Origin of the sequence: Halomonas sp. JB37 (genome assembly GCF_002332255.1) — a bacterium.
Lineage (GTDB): Bacteria > Pseudomonadota > Gammaproteobacteria > Pseudomonadales > Halomonadaceae > Vreelandella > Vreelandella casei.
On the sequence record NZ_NRGW01000001.1, the window covers coordinates 315,068 to 336,346 of the forward strand.

Annotated in this window: 18 protein-coding genes; 13 read left to right on the plus strand and 5 right to left on the minus strand. The window is 55.8% G+C overall.

From position 1 onward, the window contains the following. The first annotated feature begins 30 nt into the window (after positions 1 to 30). Positions 31 to 2,976 (plus strand): RNA polymerase-associated protein RapA, encoded by a 2,946-nt coding sequence (gene rapA / locus CIK78_RS01610; protein ID WP_096276578.1) that lies wholly within the window; start codon positions 31 to 33, stop codon positions 2,974 to 2,976. A 13-nt stretch (positions 2,977 to 2,989) separates the two neighbouring features. Here rapA and CIK78_RS01615 read toward each other — a convergent pair whose 3' ends face one another. Further along, positions 2,990 to 3,892 carry a TIGR01777 family oxidoreductase gene (locus tag CIK78_RS01615; RefSeq protein ID WP_096276580.1) on the minus strand — a complete coding sequence of 301 codons (903 nt, stop codon included), beginning with the start codon at positions 3,890 to 3,892 and terminating at the stop codon, positions 2,990 to 2,992. Positions 3,893 to 4,117: 225 nt separating this feature from the next. Here CIK78_RS01615 and CIK78_RS01620 point away from each other — a divergent pair, with 225 nt between their 5' ends. From CIK78_RS01620 to fabB, 11 genes are all read left to right on the plus strand, one after another. After that, on the plus strand, positions 4,118 to 4,291 hold the full coding sequence (locus tag CIK78_RS01620) for a hypothetical protein (protein ID WP_176483345.1): 174 nt from the start codon (positions 4,118 to 4,120) through the stop codon (positions 4,289 to 4,291). A gap of 246 nt (positions 4,292 to 4,537) precedes the next feature. Then, positions 4,538 to 5,458 carry a MerR family transcriptional regulator gene (locus CIK78_RS01625; protein ID WP_176483346.1) on the plus strand — a complete coding sequence of 307 codons (921 nt, stop codon included), beginning with the start codon at positions 4,538 to 4,540 and terminating at the stop codon, positions 5,456 to 5,458. A 77-nt stretch (positions 5,459 to 5,535) separates the two neighbouring features. Continuing rightward, complete coding sequence (gene phrB / locus CIK78_RS01630; RefSeq protein WP_096276584.1) at positions 5,536 to 6,948, plus strand: deoxyribodipyrimidine photo-lyase; 1,413 nt, start codon at positions 5,536 to 5,538, stop codon at positions 6,946 to 6,948. A 37-nt stretch (positions 6,949 to 6,985) separates the two neighbouring features. Next, positions 6,986 to 7,417, plus strand: a complete 432-nt coding sequence (locus tag CIK78_RS01635) for a nuclear transport factor 2 family protein (protein ID WP_096276586.1) — start codon at positions 6,986 to 6,988, stop codon at positions 7,415 to 7,417. Positions 7,418 to 7,453: 36 nt separating this feature from the next. Beyond that, positions 7,454 to 8,239 carry an SDR family NAD(P)-dependent oxidoreductase gene (locus CIK78_RS01640; RefSeq protein WP_096276588.1) on the plus strand — a complete coding sequence of 262 codons (786 nt, stop codon included), beginning with the start codon at positions 7,454 to 7,456 and terminating at the stop codon, positions 8,237 to 8,239. Then, a complete protein-coding gene (locus tag CIK78_RS01645) occupies positions 8,236 to 9,603 on the plus strand; it encodes an FAD-dependent oxidoreductase (RefSeq protein ID WP_096276591.1) in 1,368 nt (455 codons plus the stop codon). Before CIK78_RS01640 ends, CIK78_RS01645 begins: the two co-directional genes overlap by 4 nt. Positions 9,604 to 9,620: 17 nt before the next feature. Then, on the plus strand, positions 9,621 to 10,376 hold the full coding sequence (locus CIK78_RS01650; protein WP_225734364.1) for a DUF1365 domain-containing protein: 756 nt from the start codon (positions 9,621 to 9,623) through the stop codon (positions 10,374 to 10,376). Further along, positions 10,373 to 11,641: a cyclopropane-fatty-acyl-phospholipid synthase family protein gene (locus CIK78_RS01655; RefSeq protein WP_096276593.1), complete on the plus strand. Its 1,269-nt coding sequence runs from the start codon at positions 10,373 to 10,375 to the stop codon at positions 11,639 to 11,641. Before CIK78_RS01650 ends, CIK78_RS01655 begins: the two co-directional genes overlap by 4 nt. Then, complete coding sequence (locus tag CIK78_RS01660) at positions 11,642 to 12,151, plus strand: DUF2878 domain-containing protein (protein WP_096276595.1); 510 nt, start codon at positions 11,642 to 11,644, stop codon at positions 12,149 to 12,151. A 294-nt stretch (positions 12,152 to 12,445) separates the two neighbouring features. After that, entirely contained in the window at positions 12,446 to 12,961 is a 516-nt protein-coding gene (gene fabA, locus CIK78_RS01665; protein ID WP_096276597.1) for a 3-hydroxyacyl-[acyl-carrier-protein] dehydratase FabA, read from the plus strand. Between the two features lie 13 nt (positions 12,962 to 12,974). After that, on the plus strand, positions 12,975 to 14,198 hold the full coding sequence (gene fabB, locus CIK78_RS01670; RefSeq protein WP_096276599.1) for a beta-ketoacyl-ACP synthase I: 1,224 nt from the start codon (positions 12,975 to 12,977) through the stop codon (positions 14,196 to 14,198). 141 nt (positions 14,199 to 14,339) lie between these two features. Here the strand turns inward: fabB and CIK78_RS01675 are convergent, their stop codons facing one another. From CIK78_RS01675 to CIK78_RS01690, 4 genes are all read right to left on the minus strand, one after another. Continuing rightward, positions 14,340 to 15,074, minus strand: a complete 735-nt coding sequence (locus tag CIK78_RS01675; RefSeq protein ID WP_096276601.1) for a lysophospholipid acyltransferase family protein — start codon at positions 15,072 to 15,074, stop codon at positions 14,340 to 14,342. After that, positions 15,071 to 15,961 carry a sugar nucleotide-binding protein gene (locus CIK78_RS01680; protein ID WP_096276603.1) on the minus strand — a complete coding sequence of 297 codons (891 nt, stop codon included), beginning with the start codon at positions 15,959 to 15,961 and terminating at the stop codon, positions 15,071 to 15,073. Before CIK78_RS01680 ends, CIK78_RS01675 begins: the two co-directional genes overlap by 4 nt. Before the next feature lie 52 nt (positions 15,962 to 16,013). Then, positions 16,014 to 16,679, minus strand: a complete 666-nt coding sequence (gene ssb, locus CIK78_RS01685) for a single-stranded DNA-binding protein (RefSeq protein WP_096276605.1) — start codon at positions 16,677 to 16,679, stop codon at positions 16,014 to 16,016. Positions 16,680 to 16,757: 78 nt separating this feature from the next. After that, positions 16,758 to 18,137 carry an MFS transporter gene (locus tag CIK78_RS01690; protein WP_096276607.1) on the minus strand — a complete coding sequence of 460 codons (1,380 nt, stop codon included), beginning with the start codon at positions 18,135 to 18,137 and terminating at the stop codon, positions 16,758 to 16,760. A gap of 204 nt (positions 18,138 to 18,341) precedes the next feature. Here CIK78_RS01690 and uvrA point away from each other — a divergent pair, with 204 nt between their 5' ends. Then, positions 18,342 to 21,188, plus strand: a complete 2,847-nt coding sequence (gene uvrA / locus CIK78_RS01695; RefSeq protein ID WP_096276609.1) for an excinuclease ABC subunit UvrA — start codon at positions 18,342 to 18,344, stop codon at positions 21,186 to 21,188. Positions 21,189 to 21,279 lie beyond the last annotated feature (91 nt).

Below are 21,279 nucleotides of genomic sequence, written 5' to 3' on the forward strand. Positions count from 1 at the left end.
AACCCGTTTTGCAGACTCCCCCGAGGCATCATGAGCGATTTTTCTCCCGGCCAACGCTGGATTAGCGACGGCGAAGCTGAGCTTGGGCTTGGCACCGTGCTTAACTGCGACGCCCGTAGCGTTACCATTTTGTTCAGTGCCAGCCAGGAAACCCGTACCTACAATACCCGTCAAGCCCCGCTCACCCGCGTGATGTTCGGTAGCGGCGACCGCGTGCTTTCAGCCGACGGTTGGCAGATCATTGTCGATGACAGCAAAGAATCCCATGGCCTGATCACCTACATTGGTGAAGACAAAGAGGGCAACACGCGCGAACTGCCCGAAGCCAAGCTCGCTGATACCATGCAGTTTGACCAGGCTCGCGACCGTCTGTTGACCGGTCAAGTCGATCGTAACGACTGGTTTGACCTGCGTTTTCGCACCCTGCACCACTACCAACGCGTTGAGCAGCATAGCGCGCTGGGCTTTTCTGGGCCGCGGATCGATTTAATTCCCCACCAGCTCTACATCGCCGATGAAGTCGCCCATCGCCACGCCCCACGCGTGCTGCTGGCGGACGAAGTGGGTTTGGGTAAAACCATCGAAGCCGGCCTGATTCTGCACCGCCTGTTGCTCAATGGCCGCGTAGAGCGCGCGCTGATCCTGGTGCCCGACAGCCTTACTCACCAGTGGCTAGTCGAACTACTACGGCGTTTCTCACTCAAGGTCTCGCTGTTAGATGAAATCCAAAGCCAGGCCTACGGGAACGAGAACCCGTTTGAAAATGCCCAGCTTGTACTGGCGAGCCAAGGCTGGCTGTTTGCCAACCCGAAGCGTCAAGAACAGGCACTCGCCAGCCAGTTTGATCTACTGATTGTCGATGAAGCCCACCACCTCGACTGGAACGAGGAAGGCAGCGGCCCCGGCTATCGGTGTGTAGAGCAACTGTCCGCGGCCATTCCGGGCCTATTGCTGCTTACCGCTACGCCAGAACAGATGGGCATCAAAAGCCACTTTGCCCGTCTGCGCTTGCTGGATGGCGAGCGCTACCACGACCTAGCGCGCTTTCAGGCAGAAGAAGGCCATTACACCGACGTTGCTCGCGCCATCGATGCGTTAGAGACACTGCCAAGCGATCCTAACGCGCGCGCCGCCGTTTCCGCCGTCGCCGATGACCGTGATAGCCAGGCGCTGTTGGCCACCCTCTGCAACGTGGAGGCCAGTAGCGAACAGCAAGATGCCGCGCGCGCTCAGCTGAGAGAGGCACTGCTTGACCGCCACGGCACGGGGCGCGTGATGTTTCGCAACAGCCGACGCCACGTAGGGGGCTTTCCTGAGCGGCGCTTAAACTTAGCCCCGCTAGCGCTGCCCTCAGCTTACCGCCGCGTCGTTCGCCGCCTCGAGCGTGACGACGACTACCTCGATGAACTGCTAATTGAGACCGGGATGGATCACCCGGATGTGCTGATCTATCCCGATGCCGCCTACCGCGAACTCAGCAACGACCCGCTCAATAGCGAAGACTGGTGGCACATCGATCCTAGGGTTAATTGGCTGCTGGAAAAACTCAGCGACGATAGCGACAGCGGCTTCGCCAACGAAAAAGTCCTGGTCATTGCTCACCATCGTGAAACCGCAGAAGGTCTCGCCGAAGGGCTGCGTGTACTGGGTGGCTACAACGCACCGGTATTCCACGAAGACCTTTCACTGATAGAGCGTGACCGTGCAGCGGCGGCTTTTGCCGATGAAGATGAAGGCGTACAGGTGCTGGTGTGCTCGGAAATTGGCTCAGAGGGGCGCAACTTTCAGTTCTGCCGCCATCTGGTTATGTTCGACATGCCCCAACACCCGGATCAGTTGGAGCAGCGTATTGGCCGCCTGGATCGTATTGGCCAGCGTCATGCGATTGAGCTGCATATCCCTACCTTTGAAGGTAGCCCCGGCGAACGCTTGCTGCGCTGGTATCACGAAGGTATGGATGCTTTTAGCGCACCTCACGGGGTCGGCAACGATTTGTATGATGCCTTTGGCGACGCCCTGGCTGACGCACTGCTGGATGATGAAGCGCTTGACGAGATTATCGCTGAAACGCGCACGCTATTTAACGCCAAACTGGCCGAGCACGATGCGGGGCGTAATCGCCTGCTGGAGCTGAATGCCTGCCGTCCAGCCCGCGCTCAGCAGGTCATTGATGCCGTACGCGAGCTTGACGATGACACCGCCTTGCCGCGCTATCTTGAACGCGCGCTGGATATTTTCGGGGTAGACAGCCAGGAGATTGGCAAGGGTCTGATGCACCTGCAGCCCAGCCAACACATGCTGGATGGGCTGCCCGGCCTGGTGAAAGGCGAAGAAGGCTTTACCGCCACGTATAGCCGCAGCCAAGCGCTAGCGCGCGACGATGTGCAGCGGCTTTCCTGGGAGCACCCGCTGGTACGCGAAATGATGGGCCGCGTACTGGACGGCACTATGGGTAACTCGGCGCTCGCGCTGCTGCGCCACGACGCTATTCCCAGCGGCCGTTTGATGACCGAACTGGTGTTTCGCACCCAGTGTCCTGCGCCCAAAAAACTGCATCTAAACCGGTTCTTGCCGCCCACTGCCGTGCGCGTATTGCTGGATGAATCAGGCGCCAATCTGACCAGCAAAATCTCCTTCACTGGGCTGAGTAAAAATCTGCAGAAGGTCAATAAATCGCTGGCGCGCGACCTGATCAAAAGCCGTCACGATCAGCTGCGTGGCCTGCTCACTCAAGGTGAGAGCGAAGCTGAGCGCCAGCTGCCCAGCATTGTAGAAAATGCCGAGGCGCGCATGCGTGATCAGTTGGACGCTGAGCTTGCTCGTTTAACCGCGCTGGCCGAGCACAACCCGGCGGTGCGTAGTGTTGAAATCGACGCACTGAAGGACGAACGCCAGGCGCTCAGCGACGCGATTGAAAACACCCGTCTGCGGCTTGATTCCGTGCGGGTGATTATCACCGTTGACGCCGATCGTTAAGCTTTTTTGTTGCTCAAAGAATGGCCCCAAGCGCCTTGTCCAAGGTGGGATACTGGAAAGTAAACCCAGCGGCCTCAAGGCGTTCCGGGCGCATGTCGGCACCGGTCAGCAGCAGCCGTGACATTTCACCAAATCCCGCTTTGAGTACAAAGGCGGGTACCGGGAAAATGGCCGAGCGGTTGAGCTGCTTGGCCAAGGTTTTGGTAAAGACAGCATTGGTGACAGGATGCGGCGCGCTGGCATTAAAAGCACCGCTTAGGTTGTTCTGGTGAACCAGAAATAGCAGCGCTGCGACTAAATCATCGCGGTGAATCCATGGCATAAACTGCTCGCCACTGCCAAAACGGCCCCCTAAACCCAGCTTAAATGGCGGCAGCATCTTTTGCAGGCTGCCTCCACCTGTCTCCAGCACTAATCCAATCCGCACAATCGCTAAGCGCACACCCAGCGCCTCAATCGGCTGGGCCGCAGCCTCCCATTGCTGGCATAGCCGATGGGCAAACTCCTCGTTGGGCGCCGTGTCTTCGCTTACCTCACGGCTGCCCTGATCGCCGTAATAGCCCATTGCCGAGCCAGACACCATAACTTTCGGCAGCGGCTGGCCGTTAGCCTGCAACTGCTCACACAGCGCTACTAGCTGTTGTGTCGCCGCCTTTCGCGAGTTAATCAGCTTGGCTTTTTGCTCGTCGCTCCAGCGCTTGGCAGCAATTGGTTCGCCGGCTAGATTAATCATGGCGTCCGGCGGCGATTGAATAAATGCCTGAGCGCTATCGCGTATGTCACAGCCGCTAGGCAGTCGTTGACGTACCTTGTGCGGGTGTCGGGAAACCACCTGCACCTCATGGCCTTGCTCAATCAGCTGCTGGCATAGTCGCTGGCCGACAAAGCCACTGCCGCCGGTTATTAATACGCGCATGCTATTACTCCTGTTGATGCCGCCTGAGCAAACTCATCACCGCGTCACGCGGCATCGTAAAGTGTCCCTTACATTGTACGACATCTATACCAACCTGCTACAATTTGACTAATACACGCCTAACTATCGTGAAAACTATGTTTGCGAAAGACTAAGGCCTAGAGGAACTATGATGACATCGCAAGCATTCTGCCGACCCCTTCCCTGCTGCCATCGGTCATTGACATGGGCGCCCATCGCTGGCGCTACGCCGAGCTGGCGACGCCCTGCGACAGTGAATACTTATACAGTCGAGATGGGTTGGCGTTATGCGGTGACAGTTTTAGCGATGGCCGTGTTGAAGATGCCTGGTTATCAGGGCATCGCTTAGGAGAAGCGCTAATAGGCCGGTCGGTTTAATAGTTACAAATATTTACTAGTAAGAAGGATTCTTATAAAGGTTGTACCGAGTAGCGACAAGTTGTACAAATGGGCATACAGTACCGTGTTCATGTTCAGCTTTTTAATCGGACAACGTTACATGGAATATGAATCATCTTCGCCGCGGCGAACAATGCGATGCGCCTGTAGCCCTATGCTGCAGCTAACGACGATGCCAACGCTTACGACTCAACGGCAGTTAACTAAGAAGAGGTACTGGCGCCCATGAGTTTCAAGGCGACCCACCCACCCGATACACCGCTTTACCCCATACGGGAAGTGTCTCGTTTAACCGGCGTGAACTCCGTCACCCTCCGCGCTTGGGAAAGACGCTACGGGCTTATTCGCCCCCAGCGCACGCCGAAAGGCCACCGCCTCTATGCCCAGAACGACATTACCCGCATCGAACGCATTCTGCAGTGGTTAAATCGTGGTGTGCCGGTCAGTCAAGTCGTGGACTTGCTTGACCAGCCAGAAACAATTGAAGCCCCTGCGACAGATGCCGGTGACTGGACCAGCCAGCGCCAGCAGCTGCAAGGCATTATAGAAGCGCTAGATTTGCCGAAATTAGAGGCGTTTTATCATCAAAGCCTGGCGCTTTACCCGCTAAGTATTGCGATCGACGAGCTGTGGCAACCGGTTATTTTAACGCTAGAAGCTAAATGGGCGATTAGCCCAGATCCGCTAGTGCGCCGCACCTTGGAAGCCTTTTTACGCAGCCAAGTCGGCATTCGCTTGCACTATGCTAATCAAACCACTCGCGGGCCGCTGATTTTACTCAATGCGATGCCCGATGATCCGGGGCCTCTGTGGGTGCTGATGTCCGCGTTAATGGCCAGCGAGCAGGGCTACCGAGTGCAAATGCTAGATCACTCATTGCCATTAGAGGCGCTACCACAGGCCGTGGCGCGACTGCACTCATCGATGGTGCTGCTTTCCAGCGGCCAGCGTGAAAGCGATCGCTATATCAAGCACGAGCTACCCAATGCGGCTAAGGCGCTCAACGTACCTATTGGGGTGTGTGGCGAGGTCGCTCGCCTGCGTGCGGACGACTTGCGCGATGGGCCGCTACATCTGCTGGGCGATGATCTTCCTCAAGCGATTGCTCGCTTGCGCCCTCTGCTACGCGAGTCAGGCGTACTGTAAACCGCCCATTTTTATCTTGGCCGTTCGCCCTCGCGGTGAGCGGCCATTTTTTTTGTTTATGCCGCGCCGGAGACTCTATGAAACGACAGTTGATTTGGCTGCGCAGCGACCTGCGCATTGATGACAACAGCGCACTCGCCGCCGCTGCAGCCAAAGGCCCTGTAATAGCGGTGTTTTTGCGCAGTATTCCCCAGTGGCAAGAGCACGGCCACGGTGCCAATAAGCTAGATTTTTGGGGGCGCGGCGTAGCAGCGCTGAAAACAGCGCTCAACGGCTTGAATATCCCGCTGCTGCATCGCGACATTGAGCGCTATGACCAGGCGCCAGCGGTATTGCTTGAAATCGCACGCGAACACGACGTAGAACAGCTGCATTTTAATCATGAATACGCACTCAACGAACGGCGCCGAGACCAAGTCGTGCAGGACGCCTTTAAGCAGGCCGGCATTGCGGCCCATGGCTATCACGATAGCGTGGCTTTCGCACCCGGCAGCCTGCTAACAGGCAAAGGCAGCTACTATGGCGTATTTACACCGTTCTCCAACGCATGGCACAAGCACATCACCGCCGATCAGCTCGCGCTGCGCGATACGCCCAGCGTACAGGCCAAACTGGCGATTAATAGCGACCCGCTGCCGTCACTGCCCAAACTTAACGAGACGCCTATTGATGAGCGCCTTTGGCCGGCCGGTGAAAGCGCTGCGGCCGATAACTTAGCGCGGTTTTTGCGCTTTCGCGGGCGCCATTATAAGGCCCAACGTGACTTGCCTAAGGTGCGCGGCACCAGCGAACTTTCCCCTTACCTAGCGCTAGGCATGATCTCCCACCGCCAGTGTTTACAAGCGGTAATGGCCGAAAATAGCGGTCATTTAGGCGATGGCGACCTGGGTTTAACCACCTGGGTCAATGAGCTGATCTGGCGCGAATTCTATCAACACGTCGCAGTTGGCTTTCCCCAGGTCTGCCGCTATCACCCCTTTCAGGAACACACAAAACAGCTGGCATGGCGTGATGATGATGAAGGCTTTCAGGCCTGGTGCGAAGGGCGCACCGGCTATCCTCTCGTCGATGCGGCCATGCGCCAGCTGGTAAACACAGGCTGGATGCATAATCGCCTGCGTATGGTCACGGCGATGTTTTTGAGCAAGCATCTATTGATTGATTGGCGGCGCGGCGAAGCCTTCTTTATGCGCCATCTGGTGGATGGGGAGTTCTGCGCTAACAACGGCGGCTGGCAGTGGGCAGCGTCAACGGGCACGGACGCCGCACCTTATTTTCGTATTTTCAATCCTACGACCCAGTCGACCCGCTTTGATGCAGAGGGTGAGTTTATTGCCCATTGGCTGCCCGAGCTGGCTGAACTGCCGGCGAAGGTGCGCCATGCGCCTCGCCAAGACCTGCTCACCGATGTGGACTACCCTGCCCCCATTGTCGATCACAAGGCGGCTCGCCTGCGTGCCTTAGATGCCTTTAAAGCGCTCAGTAAATAGCCACTACTATATTCACGGTACAGTTAGGGAGATTTCTATGGCTGATCCTACGGCGCTGGCAGCATTTTGTAGCTTCTTCAACAAACTAGACAAAACCTGTACAGAAAAATTATACGAGGTATATACTGAAAATATTGTTTTCAACGATCCACTGCACCACATTGAAGGTCGCGACGCCTTAGGGCGCTATTTTTCCAGCATGTATGAAAACGTTGAGCGCTGCCAATTCACCTATCACGTTCAACAATGTCAGGGTGACCAAGGATTCGTGACTTGGACCATGGCGTTTGTGCATCCAAAGTTAGCTGGCGGACGTACGATAGAAATAGACGGATGCAGCGCCTTAACGTTTGCTGAAGATGGCCGCGTTTCTAAACATCGCGATTACTTTGATGCTGGCGCCATGCTTTATGAGCATTTACCGCTGATGGGCAGCATCATTCGCTGGTTAAAAAAACGCCTTAACTAAGCTGATATATAGCATTGGGGCGCATTAGGAGGTTTGATGAGCACATGGAAAACGCCCCAACGCATTTGGTTAACCGGCGCGACGTCCGGCATTGGTGAGGCGCTGTCACGCAAGCTCATTGCCCAAGGCCATCACGTGGTGCTTAGTGCACGCAACGTTGAGGCGTTGGAGGCTCTGTGCGAGGGCCATCCTCATGCTTCTTATCTGGCGCTGGACATTAGCGATCGTCAGGCGGTGCTTGACGCTGGTGAGACCATCCGCGAGCGCTTAGGCGCGCTGGACTTGGCGCTGTTTAACGCAGGCACCTGCGAATACCTTAATGCTCAGCAGTTCGATATGGATTTAGTCGAGCGGGTATTTAAACCGAATCTATTGGGTACGCTGTACGGCGTTGAGGCCGCGCTGCCGCTACTGCGAGCGGCACGCCAAGAAGGCCTGCCCGCGCGACTGGCGGCAACGTCTAGCGCCTCCGCCTACCTCCCGCTTCCCCGTGCGGAAGCCTACGGGGCATCGAAAGCCGCCGTCAGCTACTTTCTGGAATCGCTGCGCTTAGATCTTGACCAGGAAGGCATCGATGTTAGCGTTATCCACCCTGGTTTTGTGAAGACACCGCTTACCGAACGTAATGACTTCCCCATGCCAATGCAGGTGACCGCAGAACAAGCGGCCGACGCCATTATTGCAGGGCTAGTGAAAGGTCGCCTGGATATCCACTTTCCGCGCCGCTTTACGTATCTCGTCAAGTTCCTGGGCATTTTGCCCCCCGCCGTACGCCGCCTAATTGGCCTGCGCATGACCCGCGCTCAGAAGGAATCGTCATGATTTCCACGGCAGCCCACGGGCCAGTGGCATCGCAGCGTATTGCGATTGTAGGTAGCGGCATTAGCGGTATGGCCGCTGGCTGGTATCTGTCAGCTCAGCATGAAGTGACGCTTTTTGAGGCCGACTCGCGCCTGGGAGGCCATACCGCCACCATGGACGTGGACGTTGAGGGTCGCTCATACGCTATCGACACCGGCTTTATTGTGTTTAACGACTGGACCTACCCGCACTTTCAGCGTTTGCTGGCGACGCTGGGCGTTGCCGCTCAGGCGACAGAAATGAGCTTTTCGGTTCACGAAACGAAGCGCGATTTTGAGTACAACGGGCATACCTTAACGTCGCTATTTGCCCAGCGGCGTAATCTGTTCAATCCGTCTTTCTATCGCCTGCTGGGCGATATCATGCGCTTTAATAAACAGGCGACCAAAGCGCTAGAAAGTCAGCAGCTTCCCGATCACATGACGCTGGGCGAGTATCTAGACCAACATCATTACAGCCGCGATTTTCAACGCCACTATTTGCTGCCCATGGGGGCCGCGATTTGGTCAGCCAGCATTAGCGATTTGCGCGCCTTTCCGCTGGCCTTTTTTGTACGCTTTTTTCGCAATCACGGCCTGCTGTCGGTCAGTCATCGTCCTCAGTGGTACACCTTGATCGGGGGTTCAAAAAGCTATATCCCCAGCTTAACGGCGCCCTATGCGTCGCGCATTCATCTCAATACGCCGGTGACACGTATTACCCGCGAAAGCGCTGGTGTCACGATTACCACCGCATCCGGTTCTCAGCACTTTGATCAGGTAGTGCTGGCCTGCCATGCCGACCAGGCACTGGCGATGCTGGGCGACGCGAGTAACGTCGAGCGCGACGTGCTCGGCGCCATGCCGTATCAAACTAACGACGTTGTGCTGCATACCGATACCGCCCTTCTACCGCGCCGTAAGCGCGCCTGGGCGAGCTGGAATTACCGCTTAGATAAGCGCGATAGCGATGAGCGGGTTTCTGTCACCTATGACATGAATATTCTTCAGCGCATAGAAAGTGACACCACGTTTTGTGTCACCTTGAACGACAGCGCCAGCATTGACCCCAGCAAAGTGCTGGGGCACTACCGCTACGCGCATCCACAGTTCACGCTGGAGGGCCAAGCCGCCCAGGCTCGCCACGCCGAGATATCGTCCACGGCTCAGCGGACTCACTTTTGCGGCGCCTATTGGCGCAACGGCTTCCACGAAGACGGCGTATGGAGTGCTCTGCGCGTCGCCCAAGCGCTGGGGTGTGATGAGTCGGCCCCAACACCCGACGAGCCATCCGCACTGCCTGCCCATGAACTGGTGACGCCGCAAGGTGCTGAGGGGCTGGGATGATGGCGGGGACAACTACCATGCCCCGCTCGCGCATTTATCGCGGCACCCTTCGCCACCGCCGCTTTATGCCGAAGTCTCATACCTTTAGCTACCAGGTGTGGATGGCGTGGCTGGATCTTGATGAGCTGCCAGAACTGTTCGACAAGGTGCCGGGGTTTAGCGCCCGGCGGCCGGCACTAGCCCGCTTTCGCCGCGAAGACTATCTCGGCCCGGTAGACCGCCCGCTTAAAACGGCTGTACGCGAAGAACTCATTCGCCAGCTGGGTAGCGCGCCAAGTGGTCGAATCTGCGTATTGACCCAACTGCGCACGTTAGGCTGCATGTTTAATCCTATTTCAGTCTATTACGCCTTTGATCAGCAGGGGCGACTGGCAGCGGTGTTAAGCGAAGTGACTAACACCCCTTGGCGTGAACGGACTCGGTACGCTAGCGCCGTGGACCCTCTAAGGCACAGCCATCATGCGCATTTTGATAAAGACCTGCACGTATCGCCCTTCAATCCGATGGACATGACCTACCGTTGGAAATTTAACACCCCGGAAGACATGCTCTTTTTACATATGGAGAACTGGCAAAACGAGCAGCGCCATTTTGACGCCACGCTGATGCTCAAGGCCGCCCCGGCTACCCGCCCGGTGCTCATTAAAACACTGCTCCGCCAGCCATGGATGAGCTTAAAAACGGTCGCAGGCATCCATTTTGAAGCGCTGCGCGTATGGTTAAAGGGTGTCCCCATTCATAACCATCCTAAGCGCAAGGAGAGCTCAAAATGACCACGCTGAATTCCACGCCACCGAACGTTCAACCGGTTAGCCAGGATCGCTTTACTCGCTGGTTAAAACCACGGCTCATGGCTCAGTTGAATACTTTTCGCGGCGGTCGCATCACGCTGATTGAAGGCGACCAGTGTCATCATCTGGGCCAAGAAGGATCACTGCAGGTCACCGTGGTCATTCGCCACTCCAGGGCCTGGAAACGGCTGGCTTTCGGGGGCACCGTCGGCGCGGCTGAATCTTATATGGACGGCGATTGGGATGCAGACGACCTCGTCGCCCTGGTACGCCTGTTCGCTGCCAACCTTGAGCAAGTGAATGGCAAAATGGAAAACGGCAGCGCGCGCTTAGCTCGTTGGCTGCTAGGTGCGGCCTATCGCTTTCAGCGCAACAGCCTAAGCGGCTCTAAACGCAACATCGCCGCGCACTACGATATAGGTAACGATCTATTTTCGACTTTTTTAGATCGCCATCACTGGATGTATTCCAGCGCGGTGTTCCCTCATCCAGAAGCTAGCCTGGAAGAGGCCTCCACCTATAAGCTTGATCTGATGCTTGAAAAGCTCGACGTACAGCCAGAGCATCATCTGTTAGAGATCGGCACAGGCTGGGGAGGATTGGCCATTCACGCAGCAAAAACTCGCGGCTGCCGTGTCACGACAACCACTATTTCGGATGAGCAGCATGCTCACACCCAGCGCCGTATTCAGGAAGAGGGCTTGGCCGACAGAATCACTCTGCTAAAGCAGGATTATCGTGAATTAACCGGCCGCTATGACCGGCTCATTTCGGTAGAGATGATAGAGGCGGTAGGTCATCAGTATCTCGACACCTATCTAAATAAGTTGGATAGCCTCCTGACCGATGATGGCCAGGCCATGCTGCAAGCAATCACCATTCGTGATCAGCGCTTTGAAGATGCAAAGCGCGACATGGATTTTATCAAACGCTACATTTTTCCCGGTGGGTTTTTACCTTCGCACCATGCCATGCTAAGCAGCGTTATGCGCAAAACGTCGTTTAACGTGCTGGCATTAGACGAAATCGGCCCACATTATGCGCGCACGCTGCGCGAATGGCGCCATCGTTTTGAAGCCAACCTTGAGCAAGTGCGCAAGCTGGGCTATGACGAGCGTTTTATCCGCATGTGGCGCTATTATCTGTGCTATTGCGAGGGCGGCTTTATTGAACGCTCTATCGGCACCTGCCACCTCCTGCTGGCGAAACCAGCCGCCAAACCAACGCCGTTAACGGGCGCACTGTAAATGGCAGCACGCCGATGGCAAGCACTGCTGTTTAACGCCCTGCGCTTTGAGGCGGGCTGGCTGCTCTGCGTGTTAGGTGGCCCATGGGTTGCAGCGGTTGCAGGAGGCGGATTATTAACATGGCACCTGTGGCGCTTCAGGCGGCCAGGGGAATGGCAATTTATCGCCGTGTTTACGCTGCTCGGGCTGGTCATTGATGGCAGCTTACGCCTACTAGGCGGCTTTGATTTTCATAACCAAGCACTAGTGTTTGGCCTAATACCGCTTTGGCTGTGGATGCTATGGCCACTGTTTGCCACGCTGGTTTATCACTCGCTTGCCTGGCTGTGGCGCTTCCCGTGGCTGGCCGCACTGTGTGGCGCCGTCAGCGCCCCGCTGTCTTATTACGGCGGCGCACTGCTCGCGGGAGTGAGCCTAGCTCCCTGGCTTCTTCCCGTTCATGCGCTTGTCTGGGCAACGCTTTGTTACGGCATTAGCCGGTATATTACTATTCGGCAAAGTAGCCTCTAATGATTACCTCGCCTTTAGCAAGCCATAATGCTCTATTTAAAGTACGAAATCGCAAACTCCTCCTATTTAATAGAATAGCCATCTCTTATTACACGCTTTCAGACGCAGCAAGGAAGTGGTAAAAATACAGGGCAGGTAGAGGATGGCGTGCATTCAGCGGTTTCGGGAAGTAGACTAGGCTTTGCCTTGCGGGCCGAGCGTTGACGCTAGACTCACGTGTTATGCTCCGGTGCTATGCCTCGGCTCTAGGTGCCGCATGCGGCCAACAACCATCTTGATACTCGGAACGATTCAGTGACCAAGCAACATTCCTTTAATCGCGAAGAACTGCTGGCCTGCTCGCGTGGCGAGCTCTTTGGCCCTGGAAATGCACAGCTTCCAGCTCCTAACATGCTGATGCTTGATCGCATCAAGCACATTCACGAAGAAGGCGGTGAGCATGGCAAGGGCGAACTGATCGCTGAGCTGGATATCGCCTCTGATTTGTGGTTTTTTGACTGCCACTTCCCTGGTGATCCTGTCATGCCTGGCTGTTTAGGCCTTGATGCCATGTGGCAACTGGTCGGTTTCTATTTGGGCTGGCTAGGCCATCCAGGTCGCGGACGCGCGCTGGGCTGTGGTGAGGTCAAGTTCAGCGGACAGATCCTGCCTGAGGCTAAAAAAGTGACCTATAGTATTAATATTAAGCGTATTATTACCCGCCGCCTCATTTTGGGTATCGCCGACGGAACGGTAACCGTCGACGGACGCGACATCTATCAGGCTAATGATCTGCGCGTTGGCCTATTCACCTCCACTGCGAATTTCTGAACAGGAGGCTCCCATGCGACGAGTGGTAGTCACCGGCCTTGGCATTGTATCTTGCCTTGGCAATGACCAACGACAGGTCCTGGACGCGCTCAAAAATGGGCGTAGCGGTATTCGTTTTAAGGAAGAGTATGCTGAGCGTGGCTTCCGTAGCCATGTAGCGGGCAGCGTCGATATTGACCTTGACGCGCTGATCGACCGTAAGCTGCGTCGATTTATGGGTGACGCCGCGGCCTACGCGTATGTTTCTATGGCGCAAGCTATCGAAGATGCGGGTCTCAGTGACGAACAGGTATCCAATGAGCGTACTGGCCTTATTGCCGGCTCTGGTGGTGCCTCAAGCGCCAACCAAGTCGAGGCAGCCGATGTGCTGCGCGAAAAAGGCCTGCGCCGCGTTGGGCCTTATCGAGTCACGCGTACAATGGGTAGCACCGTTTCTGCGTGCTTAGCGACGCCGTTCAAAATCAAAGGCGTGAATTTCTCTATCTCTTCTGCCTGTGCGACGTCTGCACACTGTATTGGCAGTGCAATGGAGCAAATTCAGCTAAACAAGCAGGACGTGGTGTTTGCCGGCGGCGGTGAAGAAGAGCACTGGACACTTTCCTGCCTCTTTGATGCCATGGGTGCTCTCTCGACCCACTACAACGACACGCCTGATAAGGCATCGCGCCCCTACGATAAAGCGCGCGATGGCTTTGTCATTGCAGGCGGCGGCGGCATGCTGGTACTGGAAGAGTTGGAGCATGCTAAAGCGCGCGGCGCCAAGATCTATGGCGAGCTGGTGGGTTACGGCGCGACCTCCGACGGCCATGATATGGTCGCCCCTTCCGGCGAAGGTGCCATGCGCTGCATGCATCAAGCGATGGCCACGGTTGACGGCACTATTGATTACATCAATACCCACGGCACGTCGACGCCGGTAGGTGATGTTGCGGAGTTAAAAGCCATACGCATGGTCTTTGGCAACACAACGCCTGCGATGAGCTCAACTAAATCGCTCACCGGCCACTCGTTAGGCGCTACTGGCGTGCAGGAAGCGATCTATTCACTGCTGATGATGCAGCACAGCTTTGTAGCGGCTTCGGCGAATATCACAGAGTTGGATGAGCAGGCTGATGGCTTTGATATTGTCACCGAACGCCGAGATGGCGTGACCATCAAGCGCGCGTTATCTAATAGCTTTGGCTTTGGCGGCACCAATGCGTGCTTGGTCTTCCAACGCTATAAAGATGGACGCTAGGGCGACGACCGGCTTGATAAGTACCGCAGGGTAATATCGACGGTTGATACAATAATGGCGCCCTATGGGCGCCATTATTGGTTCAAAGCTATGTCGTTAAAAACAATGTTGTTAAAAACAATGTTGTTAAAAGCTATGTCGTTATCGAGAGGTAGGTCGTGGCACCTCAGAAATTTCTTGCAGCTGTGCCTCGATCCATACTTCCACTTCGGCGAGCACTTCATCGGGCATACGCCCCGCTGTTTCAATGGGCTTGCCAATGCGCACACGCAGCACGCCAGGACGCTTAACCCAATGACGCCCAGGCCAACGCTCCCCTGCGTTATGGGCAACGGGCAACACCGGCACGCCAGCACGGCATGCCACTACGCTGCCACTTTTGTTGTAACGTTTACGCTGACCGGGGTCAACCCGCGTGCCTTCCGGAAAAATAAGTACCGATAGCCCGGTGCCCAGCCGCTCAACGCCTTGAGTCAACACCTGCTTCATCGCTCGCGCTGGTTTAGAGCGATCCAAGCTAATTGGGCGCAACAGTCGTAGCCCCCAGCCAAAAATAGGCAGACGCAGTAATTCGCGTTTCAGCACGGTGCATACCGGTGGTTTCATCACCTGTAGAAACACGGTTTCCCATTCGCACTGATGATTGGCTTGAATCACACAGGGGCCGCTAGGCAGATTTTCTCGCCCTTGAATATCGTAGCTCACCCCGCACGCGATTCGAAACCACACCATTAAGAAGTAGTTATACAAATTCAGTAATCGATAGCGGCCCGACAGCGGCAAAAAGGGAGCGATCGGTAAAAAGAGTACGCCAATCATCAGCATAGCTAGAAAATAGCCAGCATAAAAGATCAGGCTGCGAACCACATTTATCAAGCCGATGCTCCTGTATCGTCAGCACGGTCATTCTCACGGGTCAAACACCATGCATCGAGCATACGCCCCGCCTCTAAACGCCAAGGTTTTTGATGAACACCGAAGACATCGAGCACTCGCCGACAGTTTAAAACGCGCCGTAGCTTAGCATCGTGATGGTGCTTCAGCGGTTGCACCTCACCCAGCACAATCTGCTCGCCACGCCCTTCAAGGTGCGTTAACAGCTGGGTGCGTATCATCGAGGTGAACGTAAAAGCGCTGACGGGCTCGGTGCCGGCAAGATGATACGCCCCCCAAGCATTCGCACCACCGATCTGTTGCTGAAGCATGCCGATTAGCGCCATCGCGACAGCATCTGCAGATGTCGGGCAAAAAATCACGTCTTCCGCCGCGCGTACCGCTTCTTGAGCGACCAAACTATCGATGATGTCATTGAGCCACGCATGGCTGCCCTCTAAAGCAAACAGCGGGCCTAGGCGCACAATCAAATGACGCTGCAGCTCGGCGCGGATACGATCCCCGGCCTGCACCAGTCGACGCAGGCTTTCGTCTCGCGGGGCAGGCACGACATGTTCGTCGATAGGAACGTCCAAACCATCTTCATAGAGCTGATCAGAGACACACCATATCAGCGCTACGTCTTGCGATATGCAGGCATCCAAACAGGCATCAACCGCATCAGCATGAGCCGTGACCTCCGCTGGCGCCATCTCCAGCGGACGTGCCAGCGGCGGAATAATCACAGCGTCAGGCGCGATTGTCTCAAGACGTGACGCCGAGATAGACGTACCTTGCTCAATGACCAGCTCTGTGTCGGTGCGACGACTTACTTCCCGGGCCAATGCCAGGCTCAGGCAATGTCCGGCATCCAGTATCAGCAGCTTCAAGACAGCATCTCCTCGTCACGCCTCATTCTAAGGTGCGCGGCTAATAGCGCTCTCAGAACGGAATCTCGTCGTCGAAGTCATCGAAGTTGCCCGGATCTGGAGCGCCATAGCTGTTGTTTTGCTGGTGAGGCTGAGGTGCTTGATTGCCCTGATGCGACGGTGCTGGCTGCGCAGGGCGAGGCGTCGACTGAGGGCTATTCTGCTGAGAATAACCGCCCCCCTGATTATGCTGGGCCGGGCTGCTCGGTGCGGCATGATTTTGAACCGGGCTATTCTGAGCCGGTGCATTCTGAGCCGGTGCATTCTGGGCAGGGCCGTTCTGAGCAGCATTATTTTGAGGATAGCTATTTTGCGGCGCGCCGCCGCCCTGGAAATCACCCGTACGGCCGTCCAGCATCTGCATATCGTTAGCAACGATTTCAGTTGAGTAGCGATCCTGGCCGTTCTGATCCTGCCATTTACGCGTTTGCAGGCGCCCTTCGATGTAGACTTTAGAGCCTTTTTTCAGGTACTGCTGGGCGATTTCGGCCGTCTTATTGAACATAACGACACGGTGCCATTCGGTGCGCTCTTGGCGCTGACCGCTCTGGCGATCCATCCATGTATCGCTGGTCGCCACGTTCAAATTTGCCACGGCTGTACCGCTTGGCGTGAAGCGCATCTCAGGGTCTTGCCCGAGGTTACCAATCAAAATGACCTTGTTAATACCGCGAGCCATAAGGTGCTCCTTTTATCTTTTAATAAGTGTCACGTAGGGTTAATTGCCAGCCAAGGCCAATGTCGCGGCCCTGCTTGGTTATGATTGGGGTGGCGACATTAGCCTAGTCAATGTCGCTCGATCCAGCTGCTGGCGATTCACTTTCAAATAGACCAAGCGTTCTTCCGGCACCAGCATAACGTCTTCAACACCGACCACGTCGGCTAAATGCTCCATGAGTAGGTCCAGCGTATCCGCATGCGTGTCATCTAACGCAACTATTTCACTGGATAGCGGCGGTGGCGACGGCATCCACCACATTGCCACCCACCAGCAAAGGGCCAGCCCTGCACAGCCAATAAAGACTGCATTGAGCCCTCCGAAATGGGCCAAAAGCCCCCCCAGAGTACCGCCTAAAAAAGCACCTAAAAACTGGCTGGTAGAGTAAACCCCCATCGCCGTGCCTTTCGCTCCGGCTGGCGCCAACTTACTGAGCATGGAAGGTAATGTGGCTTCCAGCAAATTGAAGCCGGTAAAGAACACAAACAGCCATACAAACAGCCAATCTCCTGCGAAGAATGGCAACCCGAGCCCTGCCAAGCTAATGACAATAGCGCCGATTGCCAGCAAACACATCAGCCGCATTTGCTGCTTTTTTTCCGCCACAACAATGAGCGGCACCATAGCTACAAACGAGAGTGCCATAATGCCTAGATAAGCCAGCCCATGATACTCAATCGGAACACCGGCACCCAATAGACGGAAAGGAACCGCCACAAAGATCGCCATCAGTACCAAATGCAGTGAAAAAATCGACACGTCAAGCCGCCATAAATCGGGGCGCATAATCACGCTTTTGAACTGCTGACGATCCATGCTGACATCACGATGGCGGCGACGGCGTGGCGCGGCAGGCACCCAACGCCACAGCACTAGCAACCCCACCAGCGTCAGTAGCGCAGTAAACCAGAAAACGCCGGCTAATCCTGCCCAGGCCGCCAGCCAAGGGCCTAACACCATGGCAATCGCAAACGACACGCCAATCGATAACCCAATGATCGCCATAGCGGCCGTACGAACCTCTTCACGGGTTTGATCGGCAAGAAGCGCCATAATAGCCGCTGCAACGGCGCCCCCGCCTTGGAGGGCCCGCCCGGCGATGATGCCCACCATGGTGTCGGAAAGGGCCGCCACCATGCTGCCAAGCGCAAAAATCACCAGCCCCAGTGCAATCACCCGTTTGCGACCGATACGGTCTGAAAGTAAGCCAAACGGAATTTGCAGCGTCGCCTGAGTTAGACCATAAATACCCAGCGCCACGCCCACTAGCAGAGGTGTCGATCCTTCCAGCGTGTCGGCGTATAGCGCCAACACCGGCAGCACCATGAACAAACCCAGCATACGAGACGCATAAAGCCCGGCCAAACCGCTAATTGCACGGCGTTCAGAGCCCAGCAATAACGCGGAAACCTTGCGCATAATGCCCCTGTGTACAATGAAAAATAGCTACGTGATGGATAAACATGCGGTGAATAAGCATAACGTTTTGAGATAATCCTCCATTCTAGCGGTTTGCGCTCACGCTGGAAACGTCGCACGTTGCCGCAGGTTAATAATGCGGTTTTGCCGGGAGGGGCACGACAAACGTATAATCACGTTTTTACCGCGCGATTCGAGGTGTTGATGGACAGCATTCTGGTCAGGGGTGCCCGCACCCACAACCTCAAGCAGATCGATGTGGAACTGCCCCGTAACAAGCTCATTGTGATTACCGGCCTCTCTGGGTCGGGCAAATCGTCGTTGGCGTTCGATACGTTATATGCCGAGGGCCAACGCCGCTACGTGGAATCGCTTTCCACCTATGCGCGTCAGTTCCTGTCGATCATGGAAAAGCCCGATGTGGATCACATTGAAGGGCTTTCGCCTGCGATCTCTATTGAACAGAAGTCCACTTCCCACAACCCACGCTCAACCGTGGGCACGATTACCGAAATTTATGACTATCTGCGCCTGCTGTTTGCCCGCGCGGGAACGCCGCGCTGCCCAGAACACGGTGAAGACTTAGAAGCGCAAACTATCTCGCAGATGGTCGATCAGGTCATGAATCTCGCCGAAGGCACCAAGCTGATGCTGCTGGCGCCGGTCGTTAAAGGTCGCAAAGGTGAGCACCTTCAATTATTAGCTGAGCTGCGGGCCCAGGGGTTTGTTCGCGCACTCGTCGACGGCCAGGTGCTTGAACTCGATGACATTGCACCGCTCGATAAGCGCAAAAAGCATGATATCAGCGTGGTGGTTGATCGCTTTAAAGTGCGCGATGACCTTGCTCAACGGCTGGCGGAATCTTTCGAAACAGCGCTAAATCTAGCCGATGGGACCGCCATGATTCACTTCATGGACGGTGAGCGCGGTGATCTTGCCTTCTCCTCGCGCTTTGCCTGTCCGGTGTGCGGCTACTCGCTGGCAGAGCTTGAGCCGCGCATGTTCTCGTTCAACAATCCAGCCGGCGCCTGCCCCACCTGTGATGGCCTGGGCGTGCAGCAGTATTTCGATCCTGACAAGCTGATCAGCCATCCTGAGCTTTCCTTGGCGGAGGGCGTTATCAAAGGCTGGGATCGACGCAATATTTACTACTTCACTCAGCTCCAGGCGTTGGCTCAGCACTATCGCTTTGAGCTTGAAACCCCGTGGAAGGAGCTCGCTCGCCACGAGCAGGAAATTATCTTAAACGGCAGCGGTGATGAGCAGGTGCCGTTTGTCTACGTGGGTGATCGTGGTCGCAAAGTCACCCGCGAGCATGCTTTCGAGGGCGTTCTGCCCAATATGCAGCGCCGCTATCGGGAAACCGAGTCCAACATGGTGCGCGATGATCTGTCTAAGTATATCGCGGTGCAGCCCTGCGCTACCTGTAGTGGCTCGCGACTACGCCAAGAGTCGCGCCATGTGTACGTGGATGATCACAACATTGCCGAGATTGTGCGTTTCCCGATTGGCGAAGCATGGCGCTACTTTGCCGACCTCAGCTTACCGGGGCGCAAGGGTGAGATTGCCGATAAAATCGTTCATGAGATCCACGCTCGGCTAGAGTTTTTGGTCAATGTAGGGCTGGACTATCTCAACTTGGAGCGCAGCGCTGACACGCTTTCCGGCGGTGAAGCGCAGCGTATTCGCTTAGCCAGCCAGATTGGCGCTGGCCTCGTCGGCGTTATGTATATTCTTGATGAGCCTTCAATTGGCTTGCACCAGCGCGACAATGACCGGCTGTTGAAAACCCTTGAGCGACTGCGCGATTTGGGCAATACCGTGATTGTTGTCGAGCACGACGAAGACGCTATCCGTGCCGCTGACCACGTGCTGGACATTGGCCCAGGGGCTGGCGTCCACGGCGGCGAGATTGTCGCCCAGGGCACGCCGCAAGATGTGATGGACAACCCTAACTCGCTGACCGGTCAATATCTTTCTGGCACGCGTGAAATCGCCGTACCGCCTTGGCGCATTCCCGGCAACCCGGAGAAACAGCTGATTGTGCGTGGCGCCACTGGCAACAACTTGCAAGACGTTACGTTGACGCTGCCATTAGGGCTGTTTATCGCGATTACCGGCGTCTCTGGGTCAGGCAAATCGACGTTGATCAACGGCACCTTAATGCCGATTGCGGCAAGAGAACTGAACCGTGCAACGACGCTAACCCCGGCGCCTTATCAAAAAATTGAGGGGCTCGATCAGCTGGATAAGGTTATCGATATTGACCAAAGCCCGATTGGGCGAACGCCGCGCTCCAACCCAGCGACCTATACCGGCATTTTCACACCGATTCGCGAGCTGTTCGCGGGCACCCAGGAAGCGCGCTCGCGAGGCTATAAGCCAGGGCGCTTCAGCTTTAATGTCAAGGGCGGGCGCTGTGAGGCGTGCCAGGGCGAAGGCATGATCAAGGTGGAAATGCACTTCTTGCCGGATATTTACGTGCCCTGCGACGTGTGTAAAGGCAAGCGTTATAACCGTGAAACGCTTGATATCCACTACAAAGGCAAAACGATTCACGAAGTGCTGGCCATGACAGTGGAAGATGCTTTGGCGTTCTTTAGCCCGGTGCCCGCCATTGCTCGTCGCCTACAGACGTTGCTAGATGTAGGGCTCTCCTACATTCGCCTGGGGCAAAGCGCGACGACCCTATCGGGTGGTGAAGCACAGCGGGTTAAACTCGCTCGTGAATTAGCCAAACGTGATACGGGTAAAACCCTCTATATATTGGATGAGCCCACCACCGGCCTGCATTTTGAAGATATTCGCCAACTGCTCACGGTGCTCCACCGCCTGCGCGACCATGGCAACACCATCGTGGTCATTGAGCATAATTTGGACGTGATCAAAACTGCTGACTGGATTGTTGATCTAGGTCCCGAGGGTGGCTCAGGTGGCGGTCAGATTATTGCAGAAGGCACGCCTGAACAGATCGCCAAGCTTGAGGTCTCGCATACTGGCCACTTCTTAGCACCATTGCTGGCACGCGGTAATCGCGCGACTAAACGCTGACCGCCAGAGAAGGCGGCTAAATTTAGTTGCACAGGGTAACAAGGGAGCCCCTCCTGGCGACAAGAGGGGTATAGTGGCCATGCATTTTTGG

What these genes read in the sequence shown, in the direction of transcription:
- rapA (WP_096276578.1), top strand. Translation starts at nt 31, where the DNA reads ATGAGCGATTTTTCTCCCGGCCAACGCTGGATTAGCGACGGCGAAGCT.
- CIK78_RS01615 (WP_096276580.1), bottom strand. Translation starts at nt 3,892, where the DNA reads ATGCGCGTATTAATAACCGGCGGCAGTGGCTTTGTCGGCCAGCGACTA.
- CIK78_RS01620 (WP_176483345.1), top strand. Translation starts at nt 4,118, where the DNA reads ATGGGCGCCCATCGCTGGCGCTACGCCGAGCTGGCGACGCCCTGCGAC.
- CIK78_RS01625 (WP_176483346.1), top strand. Translation starts at nt 4,538, where the DNA reads ATGAGTTTCAAGGCGACCCACCCACCCGATACACCGCTTTACCCCATA.
- phrB (WP_096276584.1), top strand. Translation starts at nt 5,536, where the DNA reads ATGAAACGACAGTTGATTTGGCTGCGCAGCGACCTGCGCATTGATGAC.
- CIK78_RS01635 (WP_096276586.1), top strand. Translation starts at nt 6,986, where the DNA reads ATGGCTGATCCTACGGCGCTGGCAGCATTTTGTAGCTTCTTCAACAAA.
- CIK78_RS01640 (WP_096276588.1), top strand. Translation starts at nt 7,454, where the DNA reads ATGAGCACATGGAAAACGCCCCAACGCATTTGGTTAACCGGCGCGACG.
- CIK78_RS01645 (WP_096276591.1), top strand. Translation starts at nt 8,236, where the DNA reads ATGATTTCCACGGCAGCCCACGGGCCAGTGGCATCGCAGCGTATTGCG.
- CIK78_RS01650 (WP_225734364.1), top strand. Translation starts at nt 9,621, where the DNA reads ATGCCCCGCTCGCGCATTTATCGCGGCACCCTTCGCCACCGCCGCTTT.
- CIK78_RS01655 (WP_096276593.1), top strand. Translation starts at nt 10,373, where the DNA reads ATGACCACGCTGAATTCCACGCCACCGAACGTTCAACCGGTTAGCCAG.
- CIK78_RS01660 (WP_096276595.1), top strand. Translation starts at nt 11,642, where the DNA reads ATGGCAGCACGCCGATGGCAAGCACTGCTGTTTAACGCCCTGCGCTTT.
- fabB (WP_096276599.1), top strand. Translation starts at nt 12,975, where the DNA reads ATGCGACGAGTGGTAGTCACCGGCCTTGGCATTGTATCTTGCCTTGGC.
- ssb (WP_096276605.1), bottom strand. Translation starts at nt 16,679, where the DNA reads ATGGCTCGCGGTATTAACAAGGTCATTTTGATTGGTAACCTCGGGCAA.
- CIK78_RS01690 (WP_096276607.1), bottom strand. Translation starts at nt 18,137, where the DNA reads ATGCGCAAGGTTTCCGCGTTATTGCTGGGCTCTGAACGCCGTGCAATT.
- uvrA (WP_096276609.1), top strand. Translation starts at nt 18,342, where the DNA reads ATGGACAGCATTCTGGTCAGGGGTGCCCGCACCCACAACCTCAAGCAG.